A 24,520-nucleotide genomic window follows, 5' to 3' on the forward strand; every position below is an offset into this window, starting at 1 on the left:
CGGGCAGCCCCCAAACGCCGGCATAAAAGCGATCCCGCCCGCGACGACGAAGTCGGCGCCAAAAACACAGGAGCAACGTGAAAAACAAAGTCCCCACCCCAACACCAGCCAAAAACAAAACCGTAGACCTCCTGGTAATCGGCTCCGGCACCGGCCTAGCCGCAGCCCTGGCCGCCCACGAACGCGGCCTCAACACCCTCGTCGTAGAAAAAACCACCTACGTAGGCGGCTCAACAGCCCGCTCCGGCGGCGCGTTCTGGATCCCCGGAAACCCCACCCTGCCCGACACCGGCCCCAACGCAGCAGCCGACGCAACCACCTACCTAAACGCAGTAGTCGGAAACTCAGCCCCACCCGAACGCGCCCGCGCCTACCTAAAACACGGCGCCGCCGCCGTAGACATGCTCCGCCGCACCACCCCCATGCGATTCTTCTGGGCCAAGGGCTACTCCGACTACCACCCCGAAAAACCAGGCGGCCGCCCAGAAGGCCGAACCTGCGAATGCCGCCCCTTCAACGCCTCCGTGCTCGGCGACGAGCGTCCCCGGCTGCGCCCCGGCGTAATGGAGGCCCCAGTCCCGATGCCGGTAACCGGCGCCGATTACAAGTGGATGAACCTGGTGGCCCGCAAGCCGCTCAAGGCCTTGCCGCGCATTTTCGCCCGGGCCGCGCTGGGCATCGGCGGCATGCTAATCGGCCGCGACTACCTGGCAGGCGGCCAAGCCCTTGCCGCCGGAATGTTCGCAGGCGTACTGCGCGCAGGCATTCCCGTGTGGACAGAAACGACCTTGATTCGCCTGCTCCAAGACAACGACCGAGTCACCGGCGCCGTGCTACGGCAAGGAGACAAGGAGGTCACCGTCCAAGCCCGACGCGGCGTAGTCCTCGCCGCAGGCGGCTTCGACCACGACATCGAGGCACGACACAAGTTCCAGTCGCCACGACTAGGCGACCACGCCAGCCTAGGCTCGGAAGGAAACACCGGCGACGCCATCCTCGCCGGCCAGGAACTCGGCGCAGACACCGCTTTGATGGACCAGGCTTGGTGGTTCCCGGCATTCGCCCCCGTCCCAGGCGGTGCCCCGGCAGTCATGCTGGCCGAACGCTCGCTGCCAGGCTCGTTCATCGTCGACCAGAACGGAAAACGGTTCATCAACGAGGCGATCGACTACATGTCCTTCGGCCAGGAAATCCTCGCCCGCGAACGGGCAGGAACCCCGGTCGAGGAAATGTGGCTGGTGTTCGACCAACGCTACCGAGACAGTTACATCATGGCCGGCCGCTGCTTCCCTCGGCAGCCCCTCCCGGACTCGTGGTACCGAGCCGGAATCGCCCACAAATCAGAAAACCTAGGCACCCTCGCCGCCGCGATAGGCGTGCCCGCGGCTGAGTTCGAGAACACCTTCCAGCAATTCAACGCGCAGGCCACCGCTGGAAAAGACCCCGACTTCGGCCGAGGCGACAGCGCCTACGACCGCTACTACGGCGACCCCACCATCGGCCCCAACCCGAACCTGGCCCCGCTGCGCCGCGCCCCGTACTACGCGGTCAAGGTAGTCCTGAGCGACCTAGGCACCTGCGGCGGCCTGGTCGCCGACGAACACGCCCGAGTCCTGCGCGAGAACGGCGAAGCGGTCGATGGTTTGTACGCGATCGGAAACACCGCGGCCAACGCCTTCGGCACGTCATACCCAGGCGCAGGCGCGACAATCGGACAGGGCGTCGTGTACGGCTACATCGCCGCAATGCACGCCGCCGGTGCGTCTTCGTAACCTTCAACAAGACCGGGCGGGAGTCACTCGACGACTCCCGCCCGGTCCACAAAGGACTTACTTGGCGAGCCGAGTCAACCCGCTCAACGCCATCCGCAACCCCCGCGAATCCCACCGCTCGATGTCGCTGAAGTCGTCAGACCCCCCGCTCTGCACCCACCGCGTCAGCGAATGCCGCATAGTCTGAATCACCAGCAACGCCGGAAGCTCGCGCAGGAACGGGTCCGGGTCAAGCTCGTAATACCGCGCCAAAAACCGTGTGACCGCCTCGCTCAGCCCCTCGCACCACTCCACAAACCGAAGCCGGTACTGCGGCGTGTTGACGATCAGGGTCATGATCTGGTGGTCGTACTCGGGCACCTGCCGCCGGTTCAGCTCAGTGGTGAGGGCGGTCGTCAAGACCTCGATCGGGTCCGCGTCGTCCGGCGCGTCCTCCAAGCCCTGCACGATCACGCGCTCGCTGCGGCGCAGCAGCGGCATCAGGACGTCCTCCTTGACCGGGAAGTGCCGGTGGAACGTCCGCGGGTTGATCCCGACGATCTCGCAGATCCGCTCGACGGTCACCGACGTGTCGCCCTCGGCCACGAACAGGTCCCGCGCCGTGAGCGCGATGCTCATGCGCAGCTCCTCGGCCCGGCGCTCGGTGAGGGTCTGCCGTTTCGGTTCCGTCACCAGGACTCCCTCCCTGTCGCGTTCATGGACCGTAGCCGCGCGGACGCCCTTCGTGATGCCCGCTGACCACTCTGCGGAACAACGCGCGCTACGGCCGCGGGTGTCAGAATATGACACGTCCCAGCGGTGCCGGCGCCGATCCTGCTACGCTGATCGTGATGAGCACCTACTCGTACAGATCGGGGGTTCCGTTCGCCAAAGGTGAGTGCTGATGCATCCTTTGCCCGCGAACGAGAATCTTCGCCTCCTTTTCTGGGCGCGCGTGCGCGAATTCGCCGTGCCGCCGTCGATGATCGAGTCAGCGACAGCCCGCCGCGCGGCGGGCGACTGGGCCGGGGCCTGCGCCGCGGCGCGCGTCGACGTGGATCTGAACCTCCGGGCCATCAGCCGCACCCATGGCGGCTGGCTGGCGGCACAGATTCGCGCCGATCTGCGGCATCTCGCTCCTGACCTGCTTCGCTGGCACTTCCCGCGAATCGCCCCGGACGGCCTGCTCCGGCCAGGACTCACGGTGTCCCTGGCCCGGTATGGTCCGGCCGCAGCCGAGATACACCTCGTCGCGCGCACGCCGCCCGCCTGGGCGGATGCCGGTCAGCGGATCAGTCTCGCGCTGTGGTCGCCGTCCCAGCGCGCGGCCGGGCTTCATCCGCATCCGCATCCCGACCGGCGGTATCGCCTCGACCTGCACCGTCACTTGTGGGACGTGCGCAGGGCGGGCGAGCTGCGAGAACGGTCGGGACGATGGCCGCCACGCGAGCACGCCTTCCAGCTCCCGGAAGGAGTCGGCCCCTGTGCGGTCGACCGGTGGATGGCCGAGGCGGCGTTGCTGCTGCGCGCGGAGGGGCGCACGGACGGCCTCGTCGCGGTACGGCTCACCTCCCGGCACCGGCTGATGCTGGACCTCGGAGGAGACCGGACCCGCGCGGCACCCGTGCTGCCCGACGCCGCGACCTGGGTCCTGCCCGACCTGGAGCTGCTCCACGCCGGGCTGCTCGACGTCGACCAGCTGCATCCGCTTGTCGCAGCGGCACTTCGCCCCCGTCATCGACCCGGCGCGGCACGGAATCCCACCGCACCAGGGAATTCCCGCCTCGTCGAATGCCGTGGCGCCACGCATCGCATCGGCGTGGTGAACGGCGTGCTCGTCCCGCTGGACCACGACCCCGGCGAAATTCGCCGCGAAGAACTCCTGGGCGCGCTGGGCGGCCCCGAATTGCCGTGCCTGCGGGCGATCGACGAAGCGCACCGGTCTCCGGAAAGCCTCGTGGACGTCCGCGCCCGGCTCGATCACGGCGATGCGGCCGGTGCTCTGGCCACCGTCGAAGGACTGCTCGGCCCGGACGTCCTCCTGCGCAGCGGCGCGCTGCGCGACGAACTGGAAACGGCAGCGGACCGGCAAGTCGTCCACGGCCTCTACCGGGCCGGACTGGCCGGATACGGACCGCCGCGCCGGTCCGCCCGGGACACGAACCACCGCGGCCACCCCCGCCACGCGACCTCTCGCTGATTCGCTCAGCCCTGATTCGACCCCAAAGGTGATGAAACCTGTTTACTGCCATGGATAATCGACGCCCCCTGGACCTCGCCACCGATCTCCTTGCCCTCCTCGACGACACGAACACCGAACCGCGCCCCGACAGTCAGCTGGAAGCGTTGACGCTGGCCGTGTCCGCCGATCTGCCGGTGCTCCTGTGGGGCGAGCCGGGCATCGGCAAAACGGCCGCGCTGACCCAGCTCGCCGAAGCTGTCGAACTGCCGCTGACCACGGTGATCGCCAGCGTGCACGAACCGTCCGACTTCTCCGGCCTGCCGGTGGTCGGCGACGATCCCGCGGAGCAGGGCGTGCCGATGGCCCCGCCGGACTGGGCCGTGCGCCTGGTCCGCGCGGGCCGGGGACTGCTGTTCCTGGACGAGCTTTCCACCGCGCCGCCCGCCGTCCAGGCGGCGCTGCTGCGCGTCGTGCTCGAGCGGCGGGTCGGGGCGCTCAGGCTCCCGCCCGGGGTGCGGATCGTGGCCGCCGCCAACCCGCGATCTTCCGCGGCTGACGGATGGGAACTGAGCCCGCCGCTCGCCAACCGGTTCGTGCACCTGCACTGGACCTACGACCACGACGTCGTGGTGCGCGGGCTCGGCGGAACGTGGCCCAAAGCAGCGCTGCCCCAGTTGGACCCGACGCAGCTGCCCGACGCCGTGACGTTCGCCCGCCGCGCGGTCTGCGGACTCCTGACCACGCGGCCCGGGCTCGTGCATCAACTGCCGAAGAGCGAAGCCCGGCGCGGCGGTCCGTGGCCCTCGCCGCGCAGTTGGGAAATGACCCTGCGACTGGTCGCTTTCGCCACCGCGGCGGGCGCTTCGCGGGAAGTGCTGTCCATGCTGGTGCGCGGCACGGTCGGCGACGGCCCGGGTCTGGAGCTGCTGGCCAGCCTCGACCGGATGGATCTGCCGGACCCGGAAACCTTGCTCGCCGACCCGGAATCGGCGGTGCTGCCCGAACGCGGCGACCTGCGCCAGACCGTGCTCGACGGGGTCGTGGAGGCGGTGCGGAAAAGGCCGGAAGAGGCCCGCTGGGACGCGGCGTGGGCGGTGCTGGTGCTGGCGTTGGAAACCGGTGCGCCGGACCTCGTGGTGGTGCCCGCGACGACGCTCGCCTCGTTGCGCCGCGAAGACTGGCAGGTACCGGCGGCGATCGAACGGCTGTCCGGTGCGGTGGCGCTGTCCCGGCGGGCGGAACCGGCAGGTGAGCGCTGATGGACGAGGAGAAGCTTTACGCGGCAAGGCTTTACGCCATCCGGCACCGGCCGTATCTGGCGACCGCGTTGTTCGCCTTGCACGTGGTGGAGTCGCGGCGAGTGCCGACGATGGCCGTCGACCGCCACTGGCGCTGCTACGTGTCGCCGAGGTTCGTGGACCGCACGCCGCTGGAGGAACTGGCCGGGGTCTGGGTGCACGAGGTCTCCCATCTGCTGCGCGACCATCACGGCCGCGGCGACCGGTACGCCGCGAAGCACGAGCTGACCGGGCCGGCGGAGCGGTTGCGGATGAACATCGCCGCGGACTGCGAAATCAACGACGACGTCTTCGGCGACGGCTTGGACCGGCCCGAGGGCGCGGTCGAGCCGCAAGCGTTGAGGCTGCGCGAAGGCGAGCTGATGGAGGAATACCTTGCCCAATTCCGGCTGGGTCCGTACACCGCGGAATTCGCCTGGCTCGACTGCGGCAGTGGCGCCGACGGCCTGGAGCGCGAATGGGATCTGGGCCCCGACGGCGCGCACGGGCTCAGCGAGCACGAGCGGGACGCCGTCCGGTTCCGGGTCGCGCAAGGCATCAACGGCAACCCGGGCGATGTTCCGGCGGGCTGGAAACGCTGGGCCGAGGAAGCGTTCCACCCGCCGCTGCCGTGGCGGGAGCTGCTGGGCGCGGCGCTCCGGTCCGCGATGTCCGGCGCGGGCGAGGACTACACCTACGGCCGCCCGGCGCGCCGGGCGGCCAGCCTGCCCGGCGTCATCCTGCCGAGCCTGCGCCGCAGGCCGCCGCAGGTCTGCGTCATCGTCGACACCTCCGGCTCGGTGAGCGACGCCGAACTGGGCAGCGCGCTCCTCGAAATCGCCGCGATCGTCCGCGCGGTCGGCGGGCGTCGCGATCTCGTCTCGGTGCTGTCGTGCGACGCCGCCGCGTACGTCACGCAACAGCTGTGCAGTACCGAAGGAATCCCGTTGCTGGGCGGCGGCGGTACGGATCTGCGCGCCGGTTTCGCCGGGGCGCTGAGAAGCAACCCTCGCCCCGACGTGATCGTGGCGTTGACCGACGGCCAAACCCCTTGGCCCAGCTCGAGACCGCCCTGCCGGACGGTGGTGGGCCTGTTTCCCAGGGTGGGTCGGCTGGCGGAGAACATTCCCGGCTATCGGCCGGATTCGCCGCCTGATTGGGCCCGCGTGGTCACGGTGGGGTGAGCTGCCTTCGGAACATGCCGTTCACCGGTCTGGATGCCTGGTCGAGTGCCCGAGCCGCCGCCGACGAGTTCTCCGGGGCGGTGCTGATCCGTCGCGGCGAGGAGGTGCAGTTCTCAGGCGCGTACGGGCCGGCGAGCCGTCGATGGGCCGTGCCGAACCGGCTCGACCTCCGGTTCGACACGGCTTCCATCACCAAGTTCTTCACCGCGGTGGCCGCGTTTGCGGCTGATGGACCAAGGACGACTGGACCTGCTCACGCACCTCCGGGATCGCCGACGACGCTGACGAGGAAGCGGGGGAGAGCTACGGGGCGCTGAGGGTCGGCAACCGGTCTACTCGGTGACGCGAACGCGGGACCATCTGCCGAATTTCGTCCGCAAGCCACCCCATTTCCCGCCGGGGGAGGTGCAACACCGGGTACGTCCTCGTCGGCCTGGCGATCGAGGAAATCACCGGAACCGCCTGCCGCGACCACATCCGGAGCGCTGTTTTCGCGCGGGCGGGCATGACCGCGGCGGACTTTTACGACCGAAGGGAAGCGGCGCCGGATGTCGCGGAGGGCTGGGATCCGGTCATCGATGCCGAAGGCCGGATCACCGGGTGGAAGCAGAACATCTTCAGCTATCCGTCGATCGGCTCGCCCGATGGCGGCGCGCACGTCACGGTGGCCGATCTGGTGCGGTTCCTGCGCGCTGTCCGCGGCGGCGAGCTGATGTCGGCCGAGCGGACCGAGCAGTTCCTCACCCCGCAGGTGCTGCACCATCGCGCCGAGGACGGCGACATGTGGTACGGCTTCGGGCTGGAATTCACCTTGGGGCAGAACGGTTCTCTCCGGAACTACTACAAGGACGGCGACAACGCCGGTGTCGGCGGCATCGCGCGGCACTATCCGGCCTAGGACCTCGACGTGGCGGTGCTGTCCAACGCCGCCCGCGGCGCGCCGGCCGTGCTCCGCGAAATTGACCGCCGCATTTAACTGATGGCGGGTTAATTGCCGGGGCAAAGTATGCGACAGTGCTCCAGTTGAGTTTTCAACCTGCTACGCAATGGCCGTGCACGAGTGCGCGAATGTCCGAGTTTATTGGGTTGTGATAGGTGTGTTCATCTGTTGTTAACCTGTACGTTCCTGTCTGGTTAACCTGGGCAGCGTCACCATAGTGCACCATGCCCACCCCCGCCCAGGCTAGTGAAAATGCTTTCCTGACCCCGCCGGGAACCCCCCTTTCTCCCGGCGAACTCGCCGTCTTCCTTCGGTTGGAAGAAACTGAAAAGTTCGCACCGCCGGACCTTGCCGCGCACTACGCGGAATGTCTTCTGGAGGCGCGAGCGAAAACGATGTCCCGGCTGCTCTCCGCTTTGGCGCGCGAAGGTTTGCTGAAAATGGACCTGGCCCGCGAACGTGGTCTGGACCTGGTGCTGCGCGAGGCGACCAAGACCGGTCGCCTGGTTCTCGCCGGTCCGGTGCGCCTCGATGGCCACGAGGTCGCCGACCCGTTGCGGCTCTGGGATTTCCTGGTGAGAGAACAGCTGTGTTCCGGCGACGGCGACTCTTGGGACCGGCTGCGCGCCGAACTCGCCGACAGCGTCGCCGGTCACGCGCTGTCCCTGGCGGCCGCCAGTCTCTTCGCGGCCGACCTGCGCGATCAGGATGATTCCGACAACGAGCGCGCAACCCGGCCGTTCGCCGCGCTGGTCGCCGCGCTCCGCGAATCGGGAGAGACCGGGTCGCTGCTGGTTCCTTTCGAAGGAATGGTCGTCGAAGGGCACCCATTGCATCCGGTCGCCAAAATGAAAGTCGGGATGGCCGTCGAGGACGCCGTCCGCTATTCTCCGGAATTCGGCGCGGAATTCGGGCTGCCCCTGATTTCGGTTTCCCGGGACTTCGCCACCGGAGCGAATGACCTCGATGCTTCGCAAATACTGCTGAGCGAAGCCTTTCCGCGAACTGTCGCCGCGGCGACAGTCGAGATGCGCGCGGCCGGGCTGATCCCGGAGCAGCGCGTGCTGATTCCCGTTCATCCGCACCAGCGGTTCCATGCCTTACCGGTGCTGCACGCCGACGCGATCGCCGACGGCACGGTGGTGCCGCTGCGGACCCGGATCCCGGCGCGCCCGCTGATCTCGGTCCGGACCCTGTCGGCACGCGAGACCTCGGCGAGCACGGGGCTGCACGTCAAAACCGCGCTGGAAGTGCAGCTCACCAGCGCCGTCCGCGGGGTCTCGCCCGCTGCGGTGCACAACGGCCCGCGGCTGTCCGCGCTGCTCGAACGGATCGTCGCCGGAGACCTGGACCTGTCGCTCGCCACGCCGGACGGACGCCCCCGGTTCGCGGTGCTGCGAGAGCTGGCCAGCGTGGCATATGTGCCGCCGGACGGGGACCCCGCCACCGCCCAGGCACGACGTCGTTCGCTCGCCGCTGTCCTCCGCGAAGACAGCGAAGACTTGCTAGGCCCGGACGAACTGTCGATGCCGATCGCTTCGTTGTTCGCGCAATCTCCGTTGACCGGTGCCAGCCTGCTCCACGACCTGATCACCGAGACCGCGTCGGTCACCGGCGCTCCGCTGACCGAAGTGGCGCAGCAGTGGCTGGCCGCACACGTCGAATGCTGCGTCCCGCCGGTGCTGACGCTCCTCGTCCGCTACGGAATCGCGCTTGAACCCCATCCGCAGAACACCGTTCTCGTGCTGAAAGACCGCTGGCCGCACCGCGTTCTGGCCAGGGACCTCGGCGCCGCTCGGCTGCTGGAATCCCGCCTCGCCCGGCGGGCCATGTCCGGCGAGTTCCTGCCCGGCTCGCCCCTGCTCGCCCGGGACGCCGCGACGCTGCGCGCCAAGCTGTACTACCCGCTTTTCGGCCACCACCTCGGAGAACTCGTCGCTGAGCTCGCGCACACAGCCGGGTGCTCGGAGGACCTGCTGTGGCCGGTCGTGGGGGAGTGCGTGCGGCGGACGTTCCACCGGCTCGCTATGTCCGCCAGCAGCCCCGAAGAGGCCGAGGACGCCAGGGCGGACGCCGAGGCGCTGCTGAGCGGGCCGTGGCAGCACAAAGCGTTGCTGACGATGCGCTTGAAGAACCTCGTCACCGACCAGCAGTACGTCGAAGGCCCGAATCCGCTCGCCGCACCGGACACGGAGCCGGAGCCACCGGACCTCAACGAGGCGGAGCGGGAAATGTTCGCCTGCCTGCGGGACCGTCGGCCGGAACTCGTGCGGCCGTGGCTGGCCGAACTCGCCGGGGCGCGGCTCAGCACTCTCAACGGAGCTTGCAGTGCGTTGCTGCGCGAGCGGAGATCGTTGTCCGCCAAGCGGATCACCGAGATCGTCCTGCCCTTCACCGGAATTCCGCCGGTGTCCCCGAGCGTTCTCGCGCTGCTGGGGCCGTGCACGGGTCGGCTGATCTGCGTGACCTTGGCGTCCGGACGACGGCTGGCCGCGGTGTGCGAGCTGGAGAACGGGTTCGGGGCCAACGAAGTGGTGAGCCCCGTCGTGGTGAGCGACGGAGTCGAAGTCCGCGCGCTCGACCGTCCCGAACAACTCGTCGACGCCGTCGCCGCATCCGGCGGAGAGATGGATTGGGGCGCGCTCCGAGACGATCTCGTCGACTCCGCGCGCAACCTCGCCCTGTCTCGCGCCTGCGTCCGGCGCAGCCTGCCTATACACCGGCTGCGCGCCGCGTCCGACCTCACGCTCGACCTGGACGCGGCAAGCGCGGAAGGGCACACGATCCACCTCTGCCCGAGGGTTCGCCGCGGCTTCACCCCGGCGGATTCCCTCGCCTACTGCCCGGAAAGCGCTGACACGGTAGGCCTTTCCTTCGTCGCGGTGCGCAAGGATTCCGTGCGCTCGACCCCCGATCCGTCGGGCACGTCGGTGGGAACGATCGTGGCCGACCACTTTCCCGCGATAGCCGCCCGCGCCATCGACGGACTCGCCGCGCGCGGGCACGCTCCCGCCGAGTACGAGCTGATTCCCGTGCATCCGTGGCAGATGCGGAGCCGGCTGGCCGCCGAGTACCACGAGGAACTGGTGGCGGGCAGCATCGTCCCGCTCCCCGAAGCGCAACTGGCCTGTCGCCCGACCGTCTCGGTGCGCACCCTGGTCACCGCCGCCGCGGGCAGGCACGGACGCCGCCTGACGGTCAAAACGTCGCTCGACGTCCAGCTCACCTCGCGGCGGCGCACGATCTCGCCCGCCACCACCGACAACGGCCCGCGGATGAGCTCTCTCCTGCAACGCCTCCTCGCGGACGACCCCGCCACGCGCGGCAGGGTCATCTGCGTACCGGAGCTGGCTGGCATCGCTTTCTCCGCACCGACCGGCGACGCGGCGCCCGAGCGAGAGCGCGGCCTTTCCGCGCTGCTCCGAGCCGATCCCGCCGACTATGCGATGCCCGGCGAGATCGTCCTGTCCGCCTGCGCTCTGCGCGGAGCGGCGCAGCCGGACGGAACCGTTCTGGCGGAGTTAGCCCAGGAACGCCCGCACGAGTTCTTCGAGCAGTACGTGGAGCTGATGCTGACTGCGGGGCTGCCCTTGCTGTGGCGGTACGGCATCGGCCTGGAAGCCCACTTGCAGAACACGCTGCTGGTGGTCCGCGACGGTCTGCCGGCGCGAGTCCTCGTCCGCGACTTCGGCGGGATCCGCGTCAATCCCGGCCGAATGCGGGAGGCGGGCCTCGACTTCGCGCCGCACCCCGATTCGATCACCTTCACCGACGACATCGACCACGTCCGCCGAAAGGTTTCGTATGCGCTGCTGCAGGCCAACATCGCGCAGGTGGTGACGATGTTCGCGGCGACCTGGAACCTGCCCAGCGAACAACTCTGGGCGACCGTGCGCACGAAGATGACCGACCTGCTGGCTGGCCTGCCGGAGAACCTTCTCGCCAGGGCGTCCGCCGACGTGGCGTTCCTCCGGACTTCCCATCTTCCGCAGAAAGCGTTCGGGCTCATGCGATTGCTGGCGGCCGACCACGACATCTACCTGCCACAAGCCAATCCTCTGCACGGCGCTGGCGACCCCGTGCGATGAGCACCGGCGCTGCCGGACGGTTCCCGCTGCGCCTGTTCCTGGCCGGCACGCTGTCCTCCCGGATCGGCGACACCGCGGATCTCGTCGCCCTCAACTGGTACGTGGTCGAGCAGACCGGTTCGGCGACCGCGCTGGCGACGGTGAACGTGGTGCGGCTCGCGCCCATCCTGCTGTTCACCGCGCCGGCCGGGTGGCTCGCCGACCGCTACGACCAGCGGCGGCTCCTCGCGGGCCTGCGCGTGGCGCTCTTCGGCTCGACCCTGTGCCTGGCCTGGATCGTCACCGCTGGCGGCCCGCTGTGGCTCGTGTGCGCGATGGTGTTCGCGCGAGCCTCAGCGGGCAGCGCCGAACCCGTGCTGAGACAGACGCTCCTGCCGCTGCTGCGGGGCCAGCGACCGCTCACCGCCGTCATCGCGATGCACTCCGCCTGCCTGAACGCGGCGATGATCCTCGGCCCCGCCGTCGGCGCGCTCGTCCTCGCGGTCAGCTCGGTTCCCACCGCGTTCTGGTTCAACGCTTTCTGCACGCTGGTCGCCCTGTGCTGCCTGACCGTCCTGCCCGAGTCCGCGCCGCCGGCACCGTCCACTTCGGACTCGCCGACGGACTCGGTCTGGCATCTCCTCCGGCGAAACCCGGCGATGCGCCGCCAGATCGCTCTCGCGATGGGCCCGATGCTGTTCGCTTTCCCCTACACCGCAATGATGCCGCTCCTGTCGAAAGACCTCTTCGACGGCGACGGCAGCACCGCGGCCCTGCTGCTGACCTGCGGCGCGGCGGGCGCATTGGCCGCATCGACCACCATGTCCCGCCGCCCGCCAGCCAACCCCGCGCGACTGGCCGCGATCGGCGCAGTGCTCCTCGGCTGCGCCCTGCTGATCCTCCTCGTGCCGAGCGGCTTCACCGGAAAACCCGCCGCAGTAGGCGCCGGAGCGACGATGGTCGTCGTCGGACTGGTCGGGCAGTGTTACCGCACGGCCAACCGGGCGGCCCTGCAAGCGACCGCCCCCGGCAACCTCCTCGGCCGGATCATGGGCATCGCGAGCACCGACCGCGCGATGATCCCGGTCGGCACCGCGGTGCTGGGCCCGATCGCGGAACTCGCGGGCACCCGGGCGATGCTCGCGTTCATGGGCCTCGGATGCGTGCTCACGACCCTGCTGACGATCCGGATCTACCGGGCCCCGCCGCGGCCGGAACCGGGCCTCGCCCCTGGCTGACTCCGAGCCGTCGCGTACCGCCGCCCGGGTGAGCCAGGGTTGCGCAAAACGGGCGCCCCGGCGGTACGTTGGCGGCATCGCAGCACAGCCGCTGTCTTCGACTACCGGCTGGAGAGGGGGTTCCAGCGCCACGTTCCCGGTCCCCGCCCCGCTTTTCGCGAGGAGGGAACGAAAACCATGCACAGCAACGCCCCGCCGTTGAGCCTGACCGTCGTGTGTCCCGCCAGCCGTCCCGCCACGACGCTGACCCGCACCGCGAGGTCGACGGTGGTAACCCTGGCGGGGGAACTCGATTCCGCCGACGTCCCGCGGCTGCGCCGGATCCTGTCCGGCGAACTCGGCCTGCGGCCCGCGACCCTGCTCGTCGACCTGACCGAGGTGGCCTTCTGCTCGGCCCGGGTCCTGGAATTCCTCGCCGAACAGGCCAAGACCGCCCGCTTCGCCGGGGTGCGGTTCGCGGCGGTCGCGCGGCAACGAGCCATCCTGCGCCCGCTGGGTCTCCTGGGCCTCGACCGCGCGCTGCCGGTCGTGCGAAGCCTCGACGAAGCCGCCATGCACGCGAGGACGCGCCGGAGAACGGGCTGGCTGACCGAACCGGGCCAGCCCATCCCGTCGCGGCCCGAAATCGATCGCTGACCCACTGTCCGCTGCGGATCTTCCAGCTGGGGGATTGCTCCATCTGCCCCCATGGCGCCGGACCACAGCGGGTATCCCCACCCCATGAACCGGATCGCCCACACGGTCGCCCGCGGCGAAAAGACCGACACCGCCCAGTTGCTCGGCCGGGCGGGGATGGCGTGTTACGCGCTCGTGCACCTCATCCTCGCCTACCTCTGCGTGCGAGTCGCCTTCGGAAGCGGCGAACAGACCGACCAGAAGGGCGCCCTGCGGGAGGTCGGCTCGACGGTGTTCGGCCAGGTTCTTTTGTGGGTGCTCGCGGCCGGCCTGGCCGCCTTCGGGCTGTGGCAGTTCCTCATGGCCGCGACCGGATACACCTGGACCAGCGGCGGAAAGCGAACCCGCAAACGGTTCGGCGCCGCCGCCCGCGGAATCGTGGTGCTCGCACTGGGCGGCACCGCCTTCCGCCTCGCCGCGGGCGAGGGCGGGGGAGGTTCGAGCGACCAGACCCAGCAGGAGTTCACCGCGAAGCTGCTCCAGCTCCCCGCTGGTCCGGCTTTGGTGGTGGCCGCTGCCGCGGTTGTGCTCGGCGTCGCCGTTGCCGCCGGGGTCAAAGGCGTGAAGCAGACCTTCCTGGAGGACCTAGACCCCAGCGGACTGCCCGGCAAGACCCGCCGCTGGGTCGGTTGGCTGGGCAGTACTGGATATCTGGCGAAGGCTGTCGTGTTCGCGGTGACCGCTTTCCTGCTGGGCTACGCGGGTTTCCGCGCTGATGCGAGACAGGCGGGCGGGTTGGACGCCAGCCTCAAGACCCTCGCCGCCCAGCCGTTCGGAACGGTGTTGCTGACGGTGGTCGCGCTGGGTCTGGCGGCGTTCGGTGCCTATTGCCTGGCTGCGGCTTGGGCACACCGGCGCTGAGGACGGTCAGCCGGTGCCCGCGAGCAGGTCGACGACGTCCTCGCCACGTCCCCGCTCCGCGAAGCGCTGTCGTTGCCGGTCCGCACCGCTGCCCTCGGCGCACAACCGCGCCACGGCCTCCTGGGCGAATTCCAGGTCCCCAGCTGAGTCCAGCGCCGAAGAGGCCAACTCGACCAGATCAGTCAGCACGGTCTTCGTCGGCGCCAGATCGCCGCTCCGCGGGTGCGGGCAACTGCCGATCACCCCGTCCCGCGACGCGCGCCAGAGCTGGGCGCGCAGCACCTCGTTCGACAGCTCCGGAGGGGGAGCGTCGTCCGCCAGCGCGGTGGCGACCAGGCCGCGAGCCAGCACGCCGAGCAGAACCGCCTCGTTCGGGGTCGCGGCGACGTCGGCCATGCGGAACTCGATGGTCGGCTGCTTCTCCGAGAGCCGGACGTCCCAGTAGACCATCCCGCGGTCGAGGATCGCGCCCGAACGCAGCCACGCGTCGACCACGCTTTCGTACTCGTCCAGCGACGCGAAGCGCGGCGGCGGGCCGGCCGAGGGCCAGCGGCTCCATTGCTGGTAGCGCCAGCTGCGGTATCCGGTGGCGTAGCCGTCGGCGATCGCGGAATTCGCGGTCACGGTCAGCAGTGCCGGCAGCCACGGCCGGATCCGCCCGAGAACCTGGATTCCGGTCTCCTTGTCCGGGACGGCGACGTGCACGTGACAGCCGCAGGTCCGCGCCGTCCGCGCGGTGGCCCCGAAATGCTCGGCGATCCGCTCGTAGCGCGGATTCGGCGTGACGCCGGGCAAACCCGCTTCCGCCGCCGGCGGCGAGCCCGCGGGCAGCAACCGGCAGTCCCGCCGGCGCGCGGCCGCGGCCAGGTCCTCGCGCAGTTCGCGCAGCCGCTGCAGCGCCTCGTCTCGGGTCCGGCAGACGTCGGTCGCGATCTCGGCCTGCGGCTGGATGAGCTCGTGCTGCAGTTCGCCCTTGGCGCCGCCCGTTTCCGCGGCGTCGTCGACCACGTCGTCCGCCTTGGCCAGCCTGCCGTCGCGGTCGACGACGAAGAACTCCTCCTCGATGCCGAAGGTCAGCTCGTCGCCGGTCTGGTCGTTCACCGAGGTTCTCTCCTGGGGTCGGGGCATCGGAATACCCCCGTCGGCGCCCGCGCAAACAGCGGTTCCCGGGCGGCGCTAAGTCCACAAAGGACCAACTCAGGTGAGTGTGCCGCCACCGGCAAGCGAACTCTTCAACGCGCCAGCCGCCGCGGTGAGCGCCTTGGTCGCGGCAGTGACGTCCATACTGTCGTCCCAAGTGCTCATAACCGCGACAGCGAACGTCCGAGACTCAGTCCGCACCAAGCCGGTCGTATTGAGCACCCGCCGCCCGTCGGAAGTGCCCCATCCTTGTTTCACCGCCCATTTCGCGCCGGGGAACGCGCGCGGGATCCCGAAGTGCTGGTCGAACCCGTCGGCGGCGTTGCGCGGGGCGCTTTCCAAGGCCTCGGTGAGGAATTCCCGCTCGTCGTCGGACCGCCCCGAGGTGATGTGCCGGTACACCGCGACGACGTCGTCGGCCGACATCTGGGTGGAACCCCATTGGCCGGGATCGGCGGGCGGCGAAGTGTGCGCGAGCCCCAGTTTGCCGGCCTGCCGCCGCACGATCGCCGGTCCGCCGAGCTGCTGCCACAGGCGGTTGGCGACATGGTCGTCGCTGGCCGAGAGCATGGTGCGGACGGCGGTGGCGTCGTCGTCGGAGGGAACGCCGGAACGGTCGATCAATTCGAGCGCGATCAGCAGTTTCACCACGGACGCGGTCGGCTGCGGCTGATCGGCTTTCCAGCTCACCTCGGCCGCGCACGCGTCGAGATCGACGACCTCGATCTCCAGCCGGGGATCGTTTCCGTTGCTCAGCAACGCTTTCCGTGCTTCAGCGACGGCACCCGGATGCTTGCCCGCCGCCACGGCCGGAGCCGTTCTGCACGAGGCGCTCCAGTCGGTCCCGCCGGAACTGCCGGCGACGGCGATCGCGGCGACCAAACCTCCCGCGACCGCGAGCGCGGCCACCCCCACGAGCATCTTCATCGATGCGAACTCCTTCGGCAACAGTCCGCTTCTCCGGGAAGCGGGAGCGAGCCGAAGGTATTGAGAGCGGGGGAATGGCAGGATCGTCCGAAGAGTCCGTCCATTCAGGCCAGTCGGCGGGCAACCCTGTCCGGGCATCGGCCATCTGGCCGACCCGCGAGGCGCTGAACTGCGAAGACGCGACGGCCGTCAGCGATGCGGAGACGGCGGCCGGGAGCGCGCACAAGACGGCGACGGCGAAAGCCGGAGGACGTTCAGGCAGATCCGCTTGCCCGATCTTGCCTTTCCGGCCGCCTTTTCGCCGTCGTCGGTTTCCCGGGTTCGTTCAGTCGGTCTCGGGTTGCTGCCACGTCCGTCCGGCCTGCTGGGCGGCCAGCTGGATCTCGTCGCCCACCTCCTGCCAGTTCTGGTCCGTCGGGTCGTGGTCGCCGATCCACGTGCGCCGCGGCGCCGCGAGGGAGCCGCCGGCCGGCTGCGGGTTTTCTGTCATCTGAGCCATGATTCCTCCGTCTCCTGGCGAAGACCACCGCGGACTACCCCTATCGAGCCCCACGAAACAGGCCCGCGTTTGAACTCGGCCCGGATGGGTACGCGGGGCGCGTGGCCGATCATTCCCGCGCACCAGTGCTCGAAGCGATCCGGCGGTTTCGCGCGTCCGGGCACGTGTCCTTCCTGCCGCCCGGACACAAACAAGGCCGAGGCGCAGACCCGAGACTGGCCGAGATCGTCGGCCGCGACGTGTTCGCCTCGGACATCATCCTGATGAACGGCCTGGACGACCGGGCGCTCAACCGCGGCGTGCTGTTCGACGCCGAAGACCTCATGGCGGACGCGGTGCACGCCGACCGCGCGTTCTTCTCGACCTGCGGCAGCTCCTTGTCGGTCAAGTCGGCGATGCTGTCGGTCGCGGGGCCTGGCGAAGAGCTGCTCATTTCCCGCAACGCGCACAAATCCGTGGTCGCCGGGCTCATTCTCAGCGGCATCCGGCCGGTGTGGGTGTCGCCGCGCTGGGACCGGACGCTGAACTTCGCCCACCCGCCAGGCCCGGAGGAAACCGAGGCGGCCTTCGCGGAACACCCGGCGGCGAAGGGAATGCTGCTGATCACGCCGACCGATTACGGTTCCTGCGCGGACATCCGCGGCGTCGCGCGGGTCTGCCACGATCGCGGGGCGCCGCTGATCGTCGACGAGGCCTGGGGCGCGCACTTCCCGTTCCACCCGGACCTGCCGGCCTGGGCGATGGACGCGGGCGCCGACCTGTGCGTCACGAGCGTGCACAAGATGGGCGCGGGCCTCGAACAGGGCTCGGTCTACCACCTGCGCGGCGACCTGGTGGACCCCGATGTGCTCGCCATGCGCGCCGATCTGCTCGACACGACCAGCCCGTCGTCGCTCATCTACGCCGGGCTCGACGGTTGGCGCCGGCAGATGGTCGAGCACGGAAAGAGCCTGCTCGACCACGTGCTCCAGTTGGCCGCGGACACCCGCGAGCGGCTGTCGAGGATCGCCGGGATCACCGTGCTGGGCGACGCCGAACTCGTCGGTCCAGGCCGGGCGGACGACCGGGATCCGCTGAAACTGCTGATCGACGTATCCGAGCTCGGGTGTTCCGGCTACGCCGCCAACCACTGGCTGCGAGACCGGCAACGGGTCGACGTCGGGCTTTCGGACCACCGCCGGATCGCCGCCCAGCTGACCGTCGGCGACGACGAGGAAACCGCCGCTCGGCTGGTCGACGCACTCCAGGCGCTCACCGAACACGACCTGCCCCGAGCCACCCCCGTGGACCTGCCCGCGCCCGAGGACCTGGAACCTGACCAGGCCTTGCTGCCGCGCGACGCGTTCTTCGGCCCGGCCGAACAGATCCCGGCCGAGGACGCGGCAGGACGGATCGTGGCCGAGACGATCAGCCCGTACCCGCCCGGTGTCCCGGCGGTGCTGCCCGGCGAGGTGCTGACCCGCCCGGTCCTCGACTACCTGCGGAGCGGAGTGGCCGCGGGCATGTTCCTGCCCGACCCGGTGGATCCGTCGCTGCGCACTGTGCGAGTCGTCGCCCGCTGAGGAGGCGATCGAAAATTCGCGCCGAGGGATGTCGATCCGCGCTGCGGTCGTTCGACGCGTAGTCGAAGGCCCCCGCAACGGGCGGCTGCCGAGACCCCAAGGACCTTCCCATGACTGAACTGCCCGCGGAACTCGTCCGTAAAGCGATCGTCGACCACACCCGGCGCCTGGCGGAATCAGCCGTCGCCGCCGGACCGGACGCGGCCGTGCCGACTGCTCCGAAGTGGACCGTCGCTGACCTGGTCGCGCACGTCGGCCAGACCCAGCACTGGGTCGCGGAGATCATCGAGCGCCGCATCACCGACGCCGCCCAGCTGCCCACCGAGATGGCCGCGCCGCCCTCGGACCCGGCTGAGTGGCAGGCCTGGCTGTCGGAATCCGCGCAACGGGTCGCGAACGCGTGCTCGGACGACGCGCTCGACGCACCGGTCTTCAACGCCTCCGGAGATGCCCGGTCCGGGACGCGATTCTGGATGACCAGCATGCTCAACGAGGCGGTCGTCCACGGCTTCGACGCCGCCAACGCCGCGAACCACCCGCTCGACATCGACCCCGGCATCGCGGCCGCGCTCGTCACCAACCACCTCACGATGCTGACCTCGCCCACGTGGGAGATGCAGCGATCGGAGTCCGCGCACGCCATCCGAGGCACCGGTCAGATCCTGCAGTGGCTGGCCACCGACACCTCAGCCGCCTGGTCGGTCGAACGAAAGCCGGACGGCGCGACCTGGCAGCCGGGAACCCGTGAAGCCGACGTGACCGTGACCGGCCCGGCGCAATCCCTGCTCCTCATCTTGACCCGACGCCTCCCGCTAGCCGACTGCGAAACCGTCGACGGCGACGCGGCGCTCGCCCAGCACTGGCTCGACAACACCGCCCACGCCAGCGACTGAGCCTGGCTAACGGCGCGGAACCGGCCGGGAAAGCCGCAGCTCGATCAGGTCCGCGCCGCGCCGCAACAGGTCCACCCACTGCTCGGGATCGTGGTCGAAGCGCGCGGAGGACCAGCCGACCGACAGGCTGCCGTACGGTTCGCCGCGCAGGAAAACCGGCACCGCGAGCGTCGCGACGCCGGTGTCGTACTCGCCGGTGGTGAACGCCCAGCCCCGGTCGGCGACCTCGGCCAGCTGCTCGCGCAGGACGGCGAGGTCGGTGACCGTGTCCGGCGTGAACCGCGCCATCGGCCGGTCGGCGAACAGCCGGTCGCGCTCCTCTTCGGGCAGGAACGCGAAGTACGCCTTGCTGGTCGCGCCCGCGTGCGCCGGGTACAGCTCGCCGACCAGCGAATAGCCGCGCAGCCGCCCGTCGCTGCCTTCCGCGGCCAGCACGCACCGGGTGTGCGCGCCGTCGGGCAGCGACAGCAGGGCGGCGTGCCCGGTCTGGGCGGCGAGGTCGGAGAGGACCGGGACCACCAGCAGGTCCAGCGCGCCTGCCCGGTCCCACAACCGGCCGAGGTGCAGCGCGGCGGGTCCGATCCGGTACCGGCGGGTGCTGTCGTCGCGGACGAGGAAACCGCGATGCGCCAGCACCGCGAGCAGCCGCTGCGCGATCGACGTGTGCAGCCCGAACTCGCGCGCCACCGCGGTGACGCCCCATTCCGGGCGGGCGCGGTCGAACGCGAGCAGCACCTGCAGCGCCCGGTCCGCGGTCTGCGGCAGACCGGGCGGGGTGGCGCGTTCGTCGTGGTCCGGCATCCGGCCATTGTGCGAATAACGGGAAATGTTTGTAAAGCCGGTGTGCGCGGGCTGAGTCTGGTCGGACCCCCGCGGCCTGACTTCTCAGAGGAACCACATGCTCAAACACGTCCTGGAACTGCTCGAAATCCTCGACGACCCGGCGGTGACCGGGAAAGAGGTCGTCGCCTACCTCGACGCCGTCGCCGGCGCCGCGGGCAGCGGCGCGGAGATCACCACCGTCACCGGCGACGCCGGCCAGACCGACTTCGTCCGGGTGCGGGTGCCCGGCAGCCGCGGTCGCACCGCGGGCGGCGACGCGCCCACTCTCGGCGTGGTGGGCCGCCTCGGCGGAGTCGGCGCCCGGCCGGAGGTGACGGGTTTCGTGTCTGACGGCGACGGTGCCGCCGCCGCGCTGGCTGCCGCCGCCAAGCTGCTGTCGATGCGGGCTCGCGGGGACGTGCTGGCCGGCGACGTGCTGATCGGCACGCACATCTGCCCGGACGCGCCCACGCTGCCGCACGACCCGGTGCCGTTCATGAACTCGCCGGTCGACATCGCCACGATGAACAGCTACGAGCTGTCCGCCGAAATGGCCGCCGTGCTGTCGATCGACACCACCAAAGGCAACCGCGTGATCAACCACCGCGGACTCGCCCTGTCGCCGACCGTGCGCAGCGGCTACATCCTGCGCGTGTCCGAAGGCCTGGGCGAACTGCTGGAGACGGTGACTGGCGCGCCGCTGGTGACTTACCCGATCACCACGCAGGACATCACGCCCTACGGCAACGGCGTCTACCACCTGAACTCGATCCTCCAGCCCGCGACCGCGACGGACGCGCCGGTCGTCGGACTGGCGATCACGTCGGCCGCGACGGTGGCCGGCTGCGCCACCGGGGCGAGCCACGAGACGGACATCGCCGCCGCCGCGCGCTACGCGGTCGAGGTCGCCAAGCAGTTCGGCACGGGCGCGCTGCACTTCCACGACGAGGCGGAATTCGCCAACCTGCAGACCCGCTACGGCTCGATGGCGCACCTGCAAACCCTGGGCACGGAGGTGGCCGGATGAGCACCGCGACGAAACCCGCGAAGCACGCGAAAAAGCGGATCGGCAACGACGACTACTCGCTGCGCCGCGTCCCCGAAGAGGCCCGCTACGGGTTCGGTTCGATGCTGCTGCAGTGGCTCGCGCAGTCCGGGTCGCTGTCCCAGTTCGTGCTCGGCGCGACGCTCGGCGTCGGGATGCGGTTCTCCGACGCGTTCTGGGCGTTCACCCTCGGCGCGGTGATCCTGGAGGTGGTGATCTTCCTGATCGGCCTCGCCGGGCAGCGCGAGGGCCTGACGATGACCATGCTGACCCGGTTCACCGGCTTCGGCCGCAACGGGTCCGCGCTGGTGAGCCTGGTGATCGCGATCAGCCTGGTCGGCTGGTTCGGCGTGCAGAACGGCATCTTCGGCAAGAGCATGAACGCGCTGGTCGGCGGACCGGTGTGGCTGTGGTGCGCGGTGTCCGGCGTGGTCTTGACGCTGCTGGTGATCTACGGCTTCAAGTACATGATGTGGCTCGCGAAAATCGCGGTGCCGCTGTTCTTCGGGCTCGTGGCGTGGAGCGTCGTCTCGACCCTGTCGGAGCACTCGGTGGGCGCGCTGATGTCGGCCGCGCCGACCGCGACCGCGATCTCCATCCCGGCCGCGGCGACGATCATCGCGGGCGGCTACATGACCGGTGCGGTGGTCGCTCCGGACATGACCCGGTTCAACCGGAAGGGCTGGCACGTCCTGCTGCAGAGTTCGGCGTCGATCGTCCTGTCCGAGTACATCGTCGGCATGACCGGCGTGCTGCTCGGGCACCTGGTCGGCAGCTCCGACGTCACCCACATCGTGCTGTCCACCTCGGGCTTCGTCGGGCTGATCGTGGTGGTGCTGGCGACCGCGAAGATCAACGACTGGAACCTGTACGGCTCCTCGCTGGGCGTGGTGAACTTCGTGCGGACCGTGTTCGGCCGCCCGCTGCACCGCGGCGTGGTCACGCTGGTGATCGGGATCGCCGGGACCGTGCTGTCCGCGATCGGTTTCCTCCAGCACTTCACCTCGTTCCTGTCGCTGCTGGGCGTCGCGATCCCGCCGGTGGGCGGGATCATCGTGGCCGAGTACTTCCTGGTGCGCCGGCTTTCCACGCCGCTGCGGGAAACCCGGGCGGCCGGGCGGGTGCCCGCCACGATGCCGGTCTGGGTGCCCGCGACGCTCGCGGTGTGGGCGGCGGCGTTCTGCGTCGGCAAGTTCGTGCACTGGGGCATCCCCGCGCTGAACTCGCTGCTCACCGCCGCGATCCTGTACACGCTGCTGGGCTGGGCCGGGCTGATCCGGCCGGTGGGCTCGGCGGAACTCGAGGAGGTGCCCGCGTGAGCAGCGCACAGGACGAGGTGGTCGACCTCTGCCGCGACCTGATCCGGATCGACACTTCCAACCCGGGCTCGACCGAACGGCCCGCAGCGGAGTACGTCGCGGAGAAACTCGCCGAGGCCGGGCTGGAGCCGACTCTCGTGGAAAGCGCGCCAGGCCGGGCCAGCGTGTTCGCCCGACTGTCCGGAGTGGACTCTTCGCGGCCCGCGCTGCTCCTGCACGGGCACCTGGACGTGGTGCCCGCGGACGCTGGCGAGTGGAGCGTCCCGCCGTTCTCCGGAGAGATCGCCGACGGCCTGCTGTGGGGCCGCGGCGCGATCGACATGAAGGACTTCGACGCGGCGATCCTCGCGCTGGCGCGGCAATTCGACCGCACCGGCGAGAAACCGCCGCGAGACATCGTGTTCGGCTTCCTCGCCGACGAGGAGGGCGGCGGGAAGTTCGGCTCGCACTGGCTGGTCGAAAACCGCCCGGAGCTGTTCGAGGGCGTCGGCGAGGCGATCACCGAGGGCGGCGGCGTGTCGTTCGACCTCGGCAACGGCAGCCGGCTGTATCCGATCGAGTGCGCGCAACGCGGTCAGGCGTGGCTGCGCCTGGTCGCCACCGGCCGCGCCGGGCACGGCTCCTCGCCGAACGACGAGAACGCGGTCACCGATCTGGCCGAATCGCTGGCCCGGATCGGCCGCCACAGGTTCCCGGTCCGGCTGATCGAACCGGTGCGGGCGCTGCTGGACCGCGCGGCGGACCTGCTCGGCGTCCCGTTCGATCCGTCCGATGTGGACGGAAGTCTCGCGCGGATGGGCCGGGTGGGGGAGCTGGTGAACGTGATCCTGCGCAATTCGGCGAATCCCACCATGATCTCCGGCGGATACCAGGTCAACGTCATCCCCGGCCGGGCCACCGCCGCCGTCGACGGCCGGTTTCTCCCCGGGTACGAGCAAGAGCTGCTGGACACCGTCGACGAGCTGCTGCTTCCGTCGGTGCGCCGCGAGTTCATCCACCACGACATCGCGATGGAGAGCGGCTTCGACGGCCCCTTGGTGGACGCGATGTGCGCGGCCATCACCGCGGAGGACCCGGACGGCCACCCCACCCCGTACTGCAATGCCGGCGGCACCGACAACAAGGCGCTGTCCGCGCTCGGCATCCGCGGCTTCGGGTTCAAGGCGCTGCGCGTCCCGCCGGAACTGCCCTACAACCGGCTGTTCCACGGCGTCGACGAACGGGTGCCGCTGGAGTCGCTGCGGTTCTCCGTCCGGGTCCTGGACCGGCTGCTGCGGACTTGCTGAACAATAGCGGGCGAACCGAGGAGAATCGCGTGACTGACTTGCTGTTGCTGTCCAACTCGACCAACCACGGCCGCGACCCGCTCGAACACGCGCTGGACGCGGTCGCCGAGGTGCTCGACGGACGCACCGAGCTGGTGTTCGTGCCGTTCGCGCTGGCCGACCACGACGGCTACACCGAGCGCATCGCGACCGCGGCGGCGCCGCTCGGCGTACAGGTGCGCGGGCTGCACACCGCCGCCGACCCGGTCGCCGCGGTGCGTTCTGCTCCGGCGGTGTTCACCGGCGGCGGCAACACCTTCCGCCTGCTGGCCGAGCTGTACCGCCGCGAGCTGCTGGAACCGTTGCGGGACAGGGTTTCCGAAGGAATGCCCTACCTCGGAGCCAGCGCGGGAACCAACATCGCCGGGCCCACGGTGCGCACCACCAACGACATGCCCATCGTGGAGCCGCCGAGCCTCGCTTCGCTGGGCTTGGTGCCGTTCCAGCTGAACCCGCACTACATCGACCCCGACCCGGCCAGCAGGCACATGGGCGAGACCCGGGAGAAGCGGCTCGCGGAATTCCACGAGTGCAACGACATTCCCGTGCTCGGCCTGCGCGAGGGCACGTGGCTGCGGGTGCGCGGAGACTGGGCGGAACTGGCGGGAGTGTCCACGAGCGGCGGCGCGCCCGGGCGGTTGTTCCGGCGGGGGGTGCCGGGCGAGGACGTGTCCGGTGATGTCAGCGATCTGCTCGCTCCGGCGAGCGAACCGGTGTGGGGCTGACTGCCCGACTGTTCTGCTGCTCGATAACGGGGAAGGGCTGGGTCAGCGGGCTCGGCCCTTCCCCGTTGCTGTCTTCTCGGCAGCCGTA

At 69.9% G+C, this 24,520-nt stretch carries 21 protein-coding genes; 16 read left to right on the forward strand and 5 right to left on the reverse strand.

Annotation, left to right across the window (positions count from 1 at the left end):
* Nucleotides 1-77: 77 nt before the first annotated feature.
* Nucleotides 78-1,772: a 3-ketosteroid-delta-1-dehydrogenase gene (locus tag AB5I40_RS44450; protein ID WP_370936194.1), complete on the forward strand. Its 1,695-nt coding sequence runs from the start codon at nucleotides 78-80 to the stop codon at nucleotides 1,770-1,772.
* Nucleotides 1,773-1,829: 57 nt separating this feature from the next.
* On the opposite strand, the gene AB5I40_RS44455 is transcribed toward AB5I40_RS44450, so the two are convergent.
* Complete coding sequence (locus AB5I40_RS44455; protein WP_354747169.1) at nucleotides 1,830-2,444, reverse strand: TetR/AcrR family transcriptional regulator; 615 nt, start codon at nucleotides 2,442-2,444, stop codon at nucleotides 1,830-1,832.
* Between the two features lie 211 nt (nucleotides 2,445-2,655).
* Between AB5I40_RS44455 and AB5I40_RS44460 the strand changes: the two genes are divergently transcribed.
* The 9 genes from AB5I40_RS44460 to AB5I40_RS44500 all read left to right on the forward strand — a co-directional run bounded on the left by AB5I40_RS44460 (nucleotide 2,656) and on the right by AB5I40_RS44500 (nucleotide 14,175).
* Nucleotides 2,656-3,951, forward strand: coding sequence for a hypothetical protein (locus AB5I40_RS44460; RefSeq protein WP_370936195.1), 1,296 nt, complete (start codon nucleotides 2,656-2,658; stop codon nucleotides 3,949-3,951).
* Nucleotides 3,952-4,001: 50 nt separating this feature from the next.
* Nucleotides 4,002-5,192, forward strand: coding sequence for an AAA family ATPase (locus AB5I40_RS44465; protein WP_370936196.1), 1,191 nt, complete (start codon nucleotides 4,002-4,004; stop codon nucleotides 5,190-5,192).
* Nucleotides 5,192-6,394 (forward strand): VWA-like domain-containing protein, encoded by a 1,203-nt coding sequence (locus AB5I40_RS44470; RefSeq protein WP_370936197.1) that lies wholly within the window; start codon nucleotides 5,192-5,194, stop codon nucleotides 6,392-6,394. The genes AB5I40_RS44465 and AB5I40_RS44470 overlap by 1 nt, the downstream gene beginning before the upstream one ends.
* A 14-nt stretch (nucleotides 6,395-6,408) precedes the next feature.
* On the forward strand, nucleotides 6,409-6,711 hold the full coding sequence (locus AB5I40_RS44475) for a serine hydrolase (protein ID WP_370936198.1): 303 nt from the start codon (nucleotides 6,409-6,411) through the stop codon (nucleotides 6,709-6,711).
* A 131-nt stretch (nucleotides 6,712-6,842) separates the two neighbouring features.
* Nucleotides 6,843-7,292 (forward strand): serine hydrolase, encoded by a 450-nt coding sequence (locus AB5I40_RS44480; protein WP_370940726.1) that lies wholly within the window; start codon nucleotides 6,843-6,845, stop codon nucleotides 7,290-7,292.
* A 356-nt stretch (nucleotides 7,293-7,648) separates the two neighbouring features.
* A complete protein-coding gene (locus AB5I40_RS44485; protein WP_370936199.1) occupies nucleotides 7,649-11,422 on the forward strand; it encodes an IucA/IucC family siderophore biosynthesis protein in 3,774 nt (1,257 codons plus the stop codon).
* Nucleotides 11,419-12,639, forward strand: coding sequence for an MFS transporter (locus AB5I40_RS44490; protein ID WP_370936200.1), 1,221 nt, complete (start codon nucleotides 11,419-11,421; stop codon nucleotides 12,637-12,639). The genes AB5I40_RS44485 and AB5I40_RS44490 overlap by 4 nt, the downstream gene beginning before the upstream one ends.
* Before the next feature lie 177 nt (nucleotides 12,640-12,816).
* Entirely contained in the window at nucleotides 12,817-13,275 is a 459-nt protein-coding gene (locus tag AB5I40_RS44495) for an STAS domain-containing protein (protein ID WP_370936201.1), read from the forward strand.
* An 84-nt stretch (nucleotides 13,276-13,359) separates the two neighbouring features.
* A complete protein-coding gene (locus AB5I40_RS44500; RefSeq protein ID WP_370936202.1) occupies nucleotides 13,360-14,175 on the forward strand; it encodes a DUF1206 domain-containing protein in 816 nt (271 codons plus the stop codon).
* A 6-nt stretch (nucleotides 14,176-14,181) separates the two neighbouring features.
* Here the strand turns inward: AB5I40_RS44500 and AB5I40_RS44505 are convergent, their stop codons facing one another.
* From AB5I40_RS44505 to AB5I40_RS44515, 3 genes are all read right to left on the reverse strand, one after another.
* Nucleotides 14,182-15,276, reverse strand: a complete 1,095-nt coding sequence (locus tag AB5I40_RS44505; RefSeq protein WP_370936203.1) for a glutamate--cysteine ligase — start codon at nucleotides 15,274-15,276, stop codon at nucleotides 14,182-14,184.
* A 96-nt stretch (nucleotides 15,277-15,372) separates the two neighbouring features.
* A complete protein-coding gene (locus tag AB5I40_RS44510; RefSeq protein ID WP_370936204.1) occupies nucleotides 15,373-16,242 on the reverse strand; it encodes a serine hydrolase in 870 nt (289 codons plus the stop codon).
* A 325-nt stretch (nucleotides 16,243-16,567) separates the two neighbouring features.
* Nucleotides 16,568-16,741, reverse strand: coding sequence for a hypothetical protein (locus AB5I40_RS44515; RefSeq protein WP_370936205.1), 174 nt, complete (start codon nucleotides 16,739-16,741; stop codon nucleotides 16,568-16,570).
* 101 nt (nucleotides 16,742-16,842) lie between these two features.
* Between AB5I40_RS44515 and AB5I40_RS44520 the strand changes: the two genes are divergently transcribed.
* The gene (locus tag AB5I40_RS44520) at nucleotides 16,843-18,303 is read left to right on the forward strand and encodes an aminotransferase class I/II-fold pyridoxal phosphate-dependent enzyme (protein WP_370936206.1); all 1,461 of its coding nucleotides are present in this window, start codon (nucleotides 16,843-16,845) and stop codon (nucleotides 18,301-18,303) included.
* A 110-nt stretch (nucleotides 18,304-18,413) separates the two neighbouring features.
* Nucleotides 18,414-19,196 (forward strand): maleylpyruvate isomerase family mycothiol-dependent enzyme, encoded by a 783-nt coding sequence (locus tag AB5I40_RS44525; RefSeq protein ID WP_370936207.1) that lies wholly within the window; start codon nucleotides 18,414-18,416, stop codon nucleotides 19,194-19,196.
* Nucleotides 19,197-19,202: 6 nt separating this feature from the next.
* Here the strand turns inward: AB5I40_RS44525 and AB5I40_RS44530 are convergent, their stop codons facing one another.
* Nucleotides 19,203-19,997 (reverse strand): IclR family transcriptional regulator, encoded by a 795-nt coding sequence (locus tag AB5I40_RS44530; RefSeq protein ID WP_370936208.1) that lies wholly within the window; start codon nucleotides 19,995-19,997, stop codon nucleotides 19,203-19,205.
* A 97-nt stretch (nucleotides 19,998-20,094) separates the two neighbouring features.
* On the opposite strand from AB5I40_RS44530, the gene AB5I40_RS44535 reads away from it, so the two are divergent.
* Genes AB5I40_RS44535 through pepE form a run of 4 tightly spaced genes read left to right on the forward strand, consistent with a single transcriptional unit; the run spans nucleotide 20,095 to nucleotide 24,432 of the window.
* On the forward strand, nucleotides 20,095-21,045 hold the full coding sequence (locus AB5I40_RS44535; protein WP_370936209.1) for a DUF1177 domain-containing protein: 951 nt from the start codon (nucleotides 20,095-20,097) through the stop codon (nucleotides 21,043-21,045).
* Nucleotides 21,042-22,382: a cytosine permease gene (locus tag AB5I40_RS44540; RefSeq protein ID WP_370936210.1), complete on the forward strand. Its 1,341-nt coding sequence runs from the start codon at nucleotides 21,042-21,044 to the stop codon at nucleotides 22,380-22,382. Before AB5I40_RS44535 ends, AB5I40_RS44540 begins: the two co-directional genes overlap by 4 nt.
* On the forward strand, nucleotides 22,379-23,668 hold the full coding sequence (locus AB5I40_RS44545) for a M20/M25/M40 family metallo-hydrolase (RefSeq protein WP_370936211.1): 1,290 nt from the start codon (nucleotides 22,379-22,381) through the stop codon (nucleotides 23,666-23,668). The genes AB5I40_RS44540 and AB5I40_RS44545 overlap by 4 nt, the downstream gene beginning before the upstream one ends.
* 29 nt (nucleotides 23,669-23,697) lie before the next feature.
* Entirely contained in the window at nucleotides 23,698-24,432 is a 735-nt protein-coding gene (gene pepE, locus AB5I40_RS44550; RefSeq protein ID WP_370936212.1) for a dipeptidase PepE, read from the forward strand.
* Nucleotides 24,433-24,520 lie beyond the last annotated feature (88 nt).

This window comes from Amycolatopsis sp. cg13, from assembly GCF_041346965.1.
In the GTDB taxonomy this organism is placed as follows: Bacteria; Actinomycetota; Actinomycetes; order Mycobacteriales; family Pseudonocardiaceae; genus Amycolatopsis.

Coding starts and splice junctions, on each gene's coding strand:
- AB5I40_RS44535 (WP_370936209.1), top strand. CDS start 20,095: ATGCTCAAACACGTCCTGGAACTGCTCGAAATCCTCGACGACCCGGCG.
- AB5I40_RS44510 (WP_370936204.1), bottom strand. CDS start 16,242: ATGAAGATGCTCGTGGGGGTGGCCGCGCTCGCGGTCGCGGGAGGTTTG.
- AB5I40_RS44530 (WP_370936208.1), bottom strand. CDS start 19,997: ATGCCGGACCACGACGAACGCGCCACCCCGCCCGGTCTGCCGCAGACC.
- AB5I40_RS44475 (WP_370936198.1), top strand. CDS start 6,409: ATGCCGTTCACCGGTCTGGATGCCTGGTCGAGTGCCCGAGCCGCCGCC.
- AB5I40_RS44525 (WP_370936207.1), top strand. CDS start 18,414: ATGACTGAACTGCCCGCGGAACTCGTCCGTAAAGCGATCGTCGACCAC.
- AB5I40_RS44470 (WP_370936197.1), top strand. CDS start 5,192: ATGGACGAGGAGAAGCTTTACGCGGCAAGGCTTTACGCCATCCGGCAC.
- AB5I40_RS44460 (WP_370936195.1), top strand. CDS start 2,656: ATGCATCCTTTGCCCGCGAACGAGAATCTTCGCCTCCTTTTCTGGGCG.
- AB5I40_RS44465 (WP_370936196.1), top strand. CDS start 4,002: ATGGATAATCGACGCCCCCTGGACCTCGCCACCGATCTCCTTGCCCTC.
- AB5I40_RS44495 (WP_370936201.1), top strand. CDS start 12,817: ATGCACAGCAACGCCCCGCCGTTGAGCCTGACCGTCGTGTGTCCCGCC.
- AB5I40_RS44490 (WP_370936200.1), top strand. CDS start 11,419: ATGAGCACCGGCGCTGCCGGACGGTTCCCGCTGCGCCTGTTCCTGGCC.
- AB5I40_RS44540 (WP_370936210.1), top strand. CDS start 21,042: ATGAGCACCGCGACGAAACCCGCGAAGCACGCGAAAAAGCGGATCGGC.
- AB5I40_RS44500 (WP_370936202.1), top strand. CDS start 13,360: ATGAACCGGATCGCCCACACGGTCGCCCGCGGCGAAAAGACCGACACC.
- AB5I40_RS44515 (WP_370936205.1), bottom strand. CDS start 16,741: ATGGCTCAGATGACAGAAAACCCGCAGCCGGCCGGCGGCTCCCTCGCG.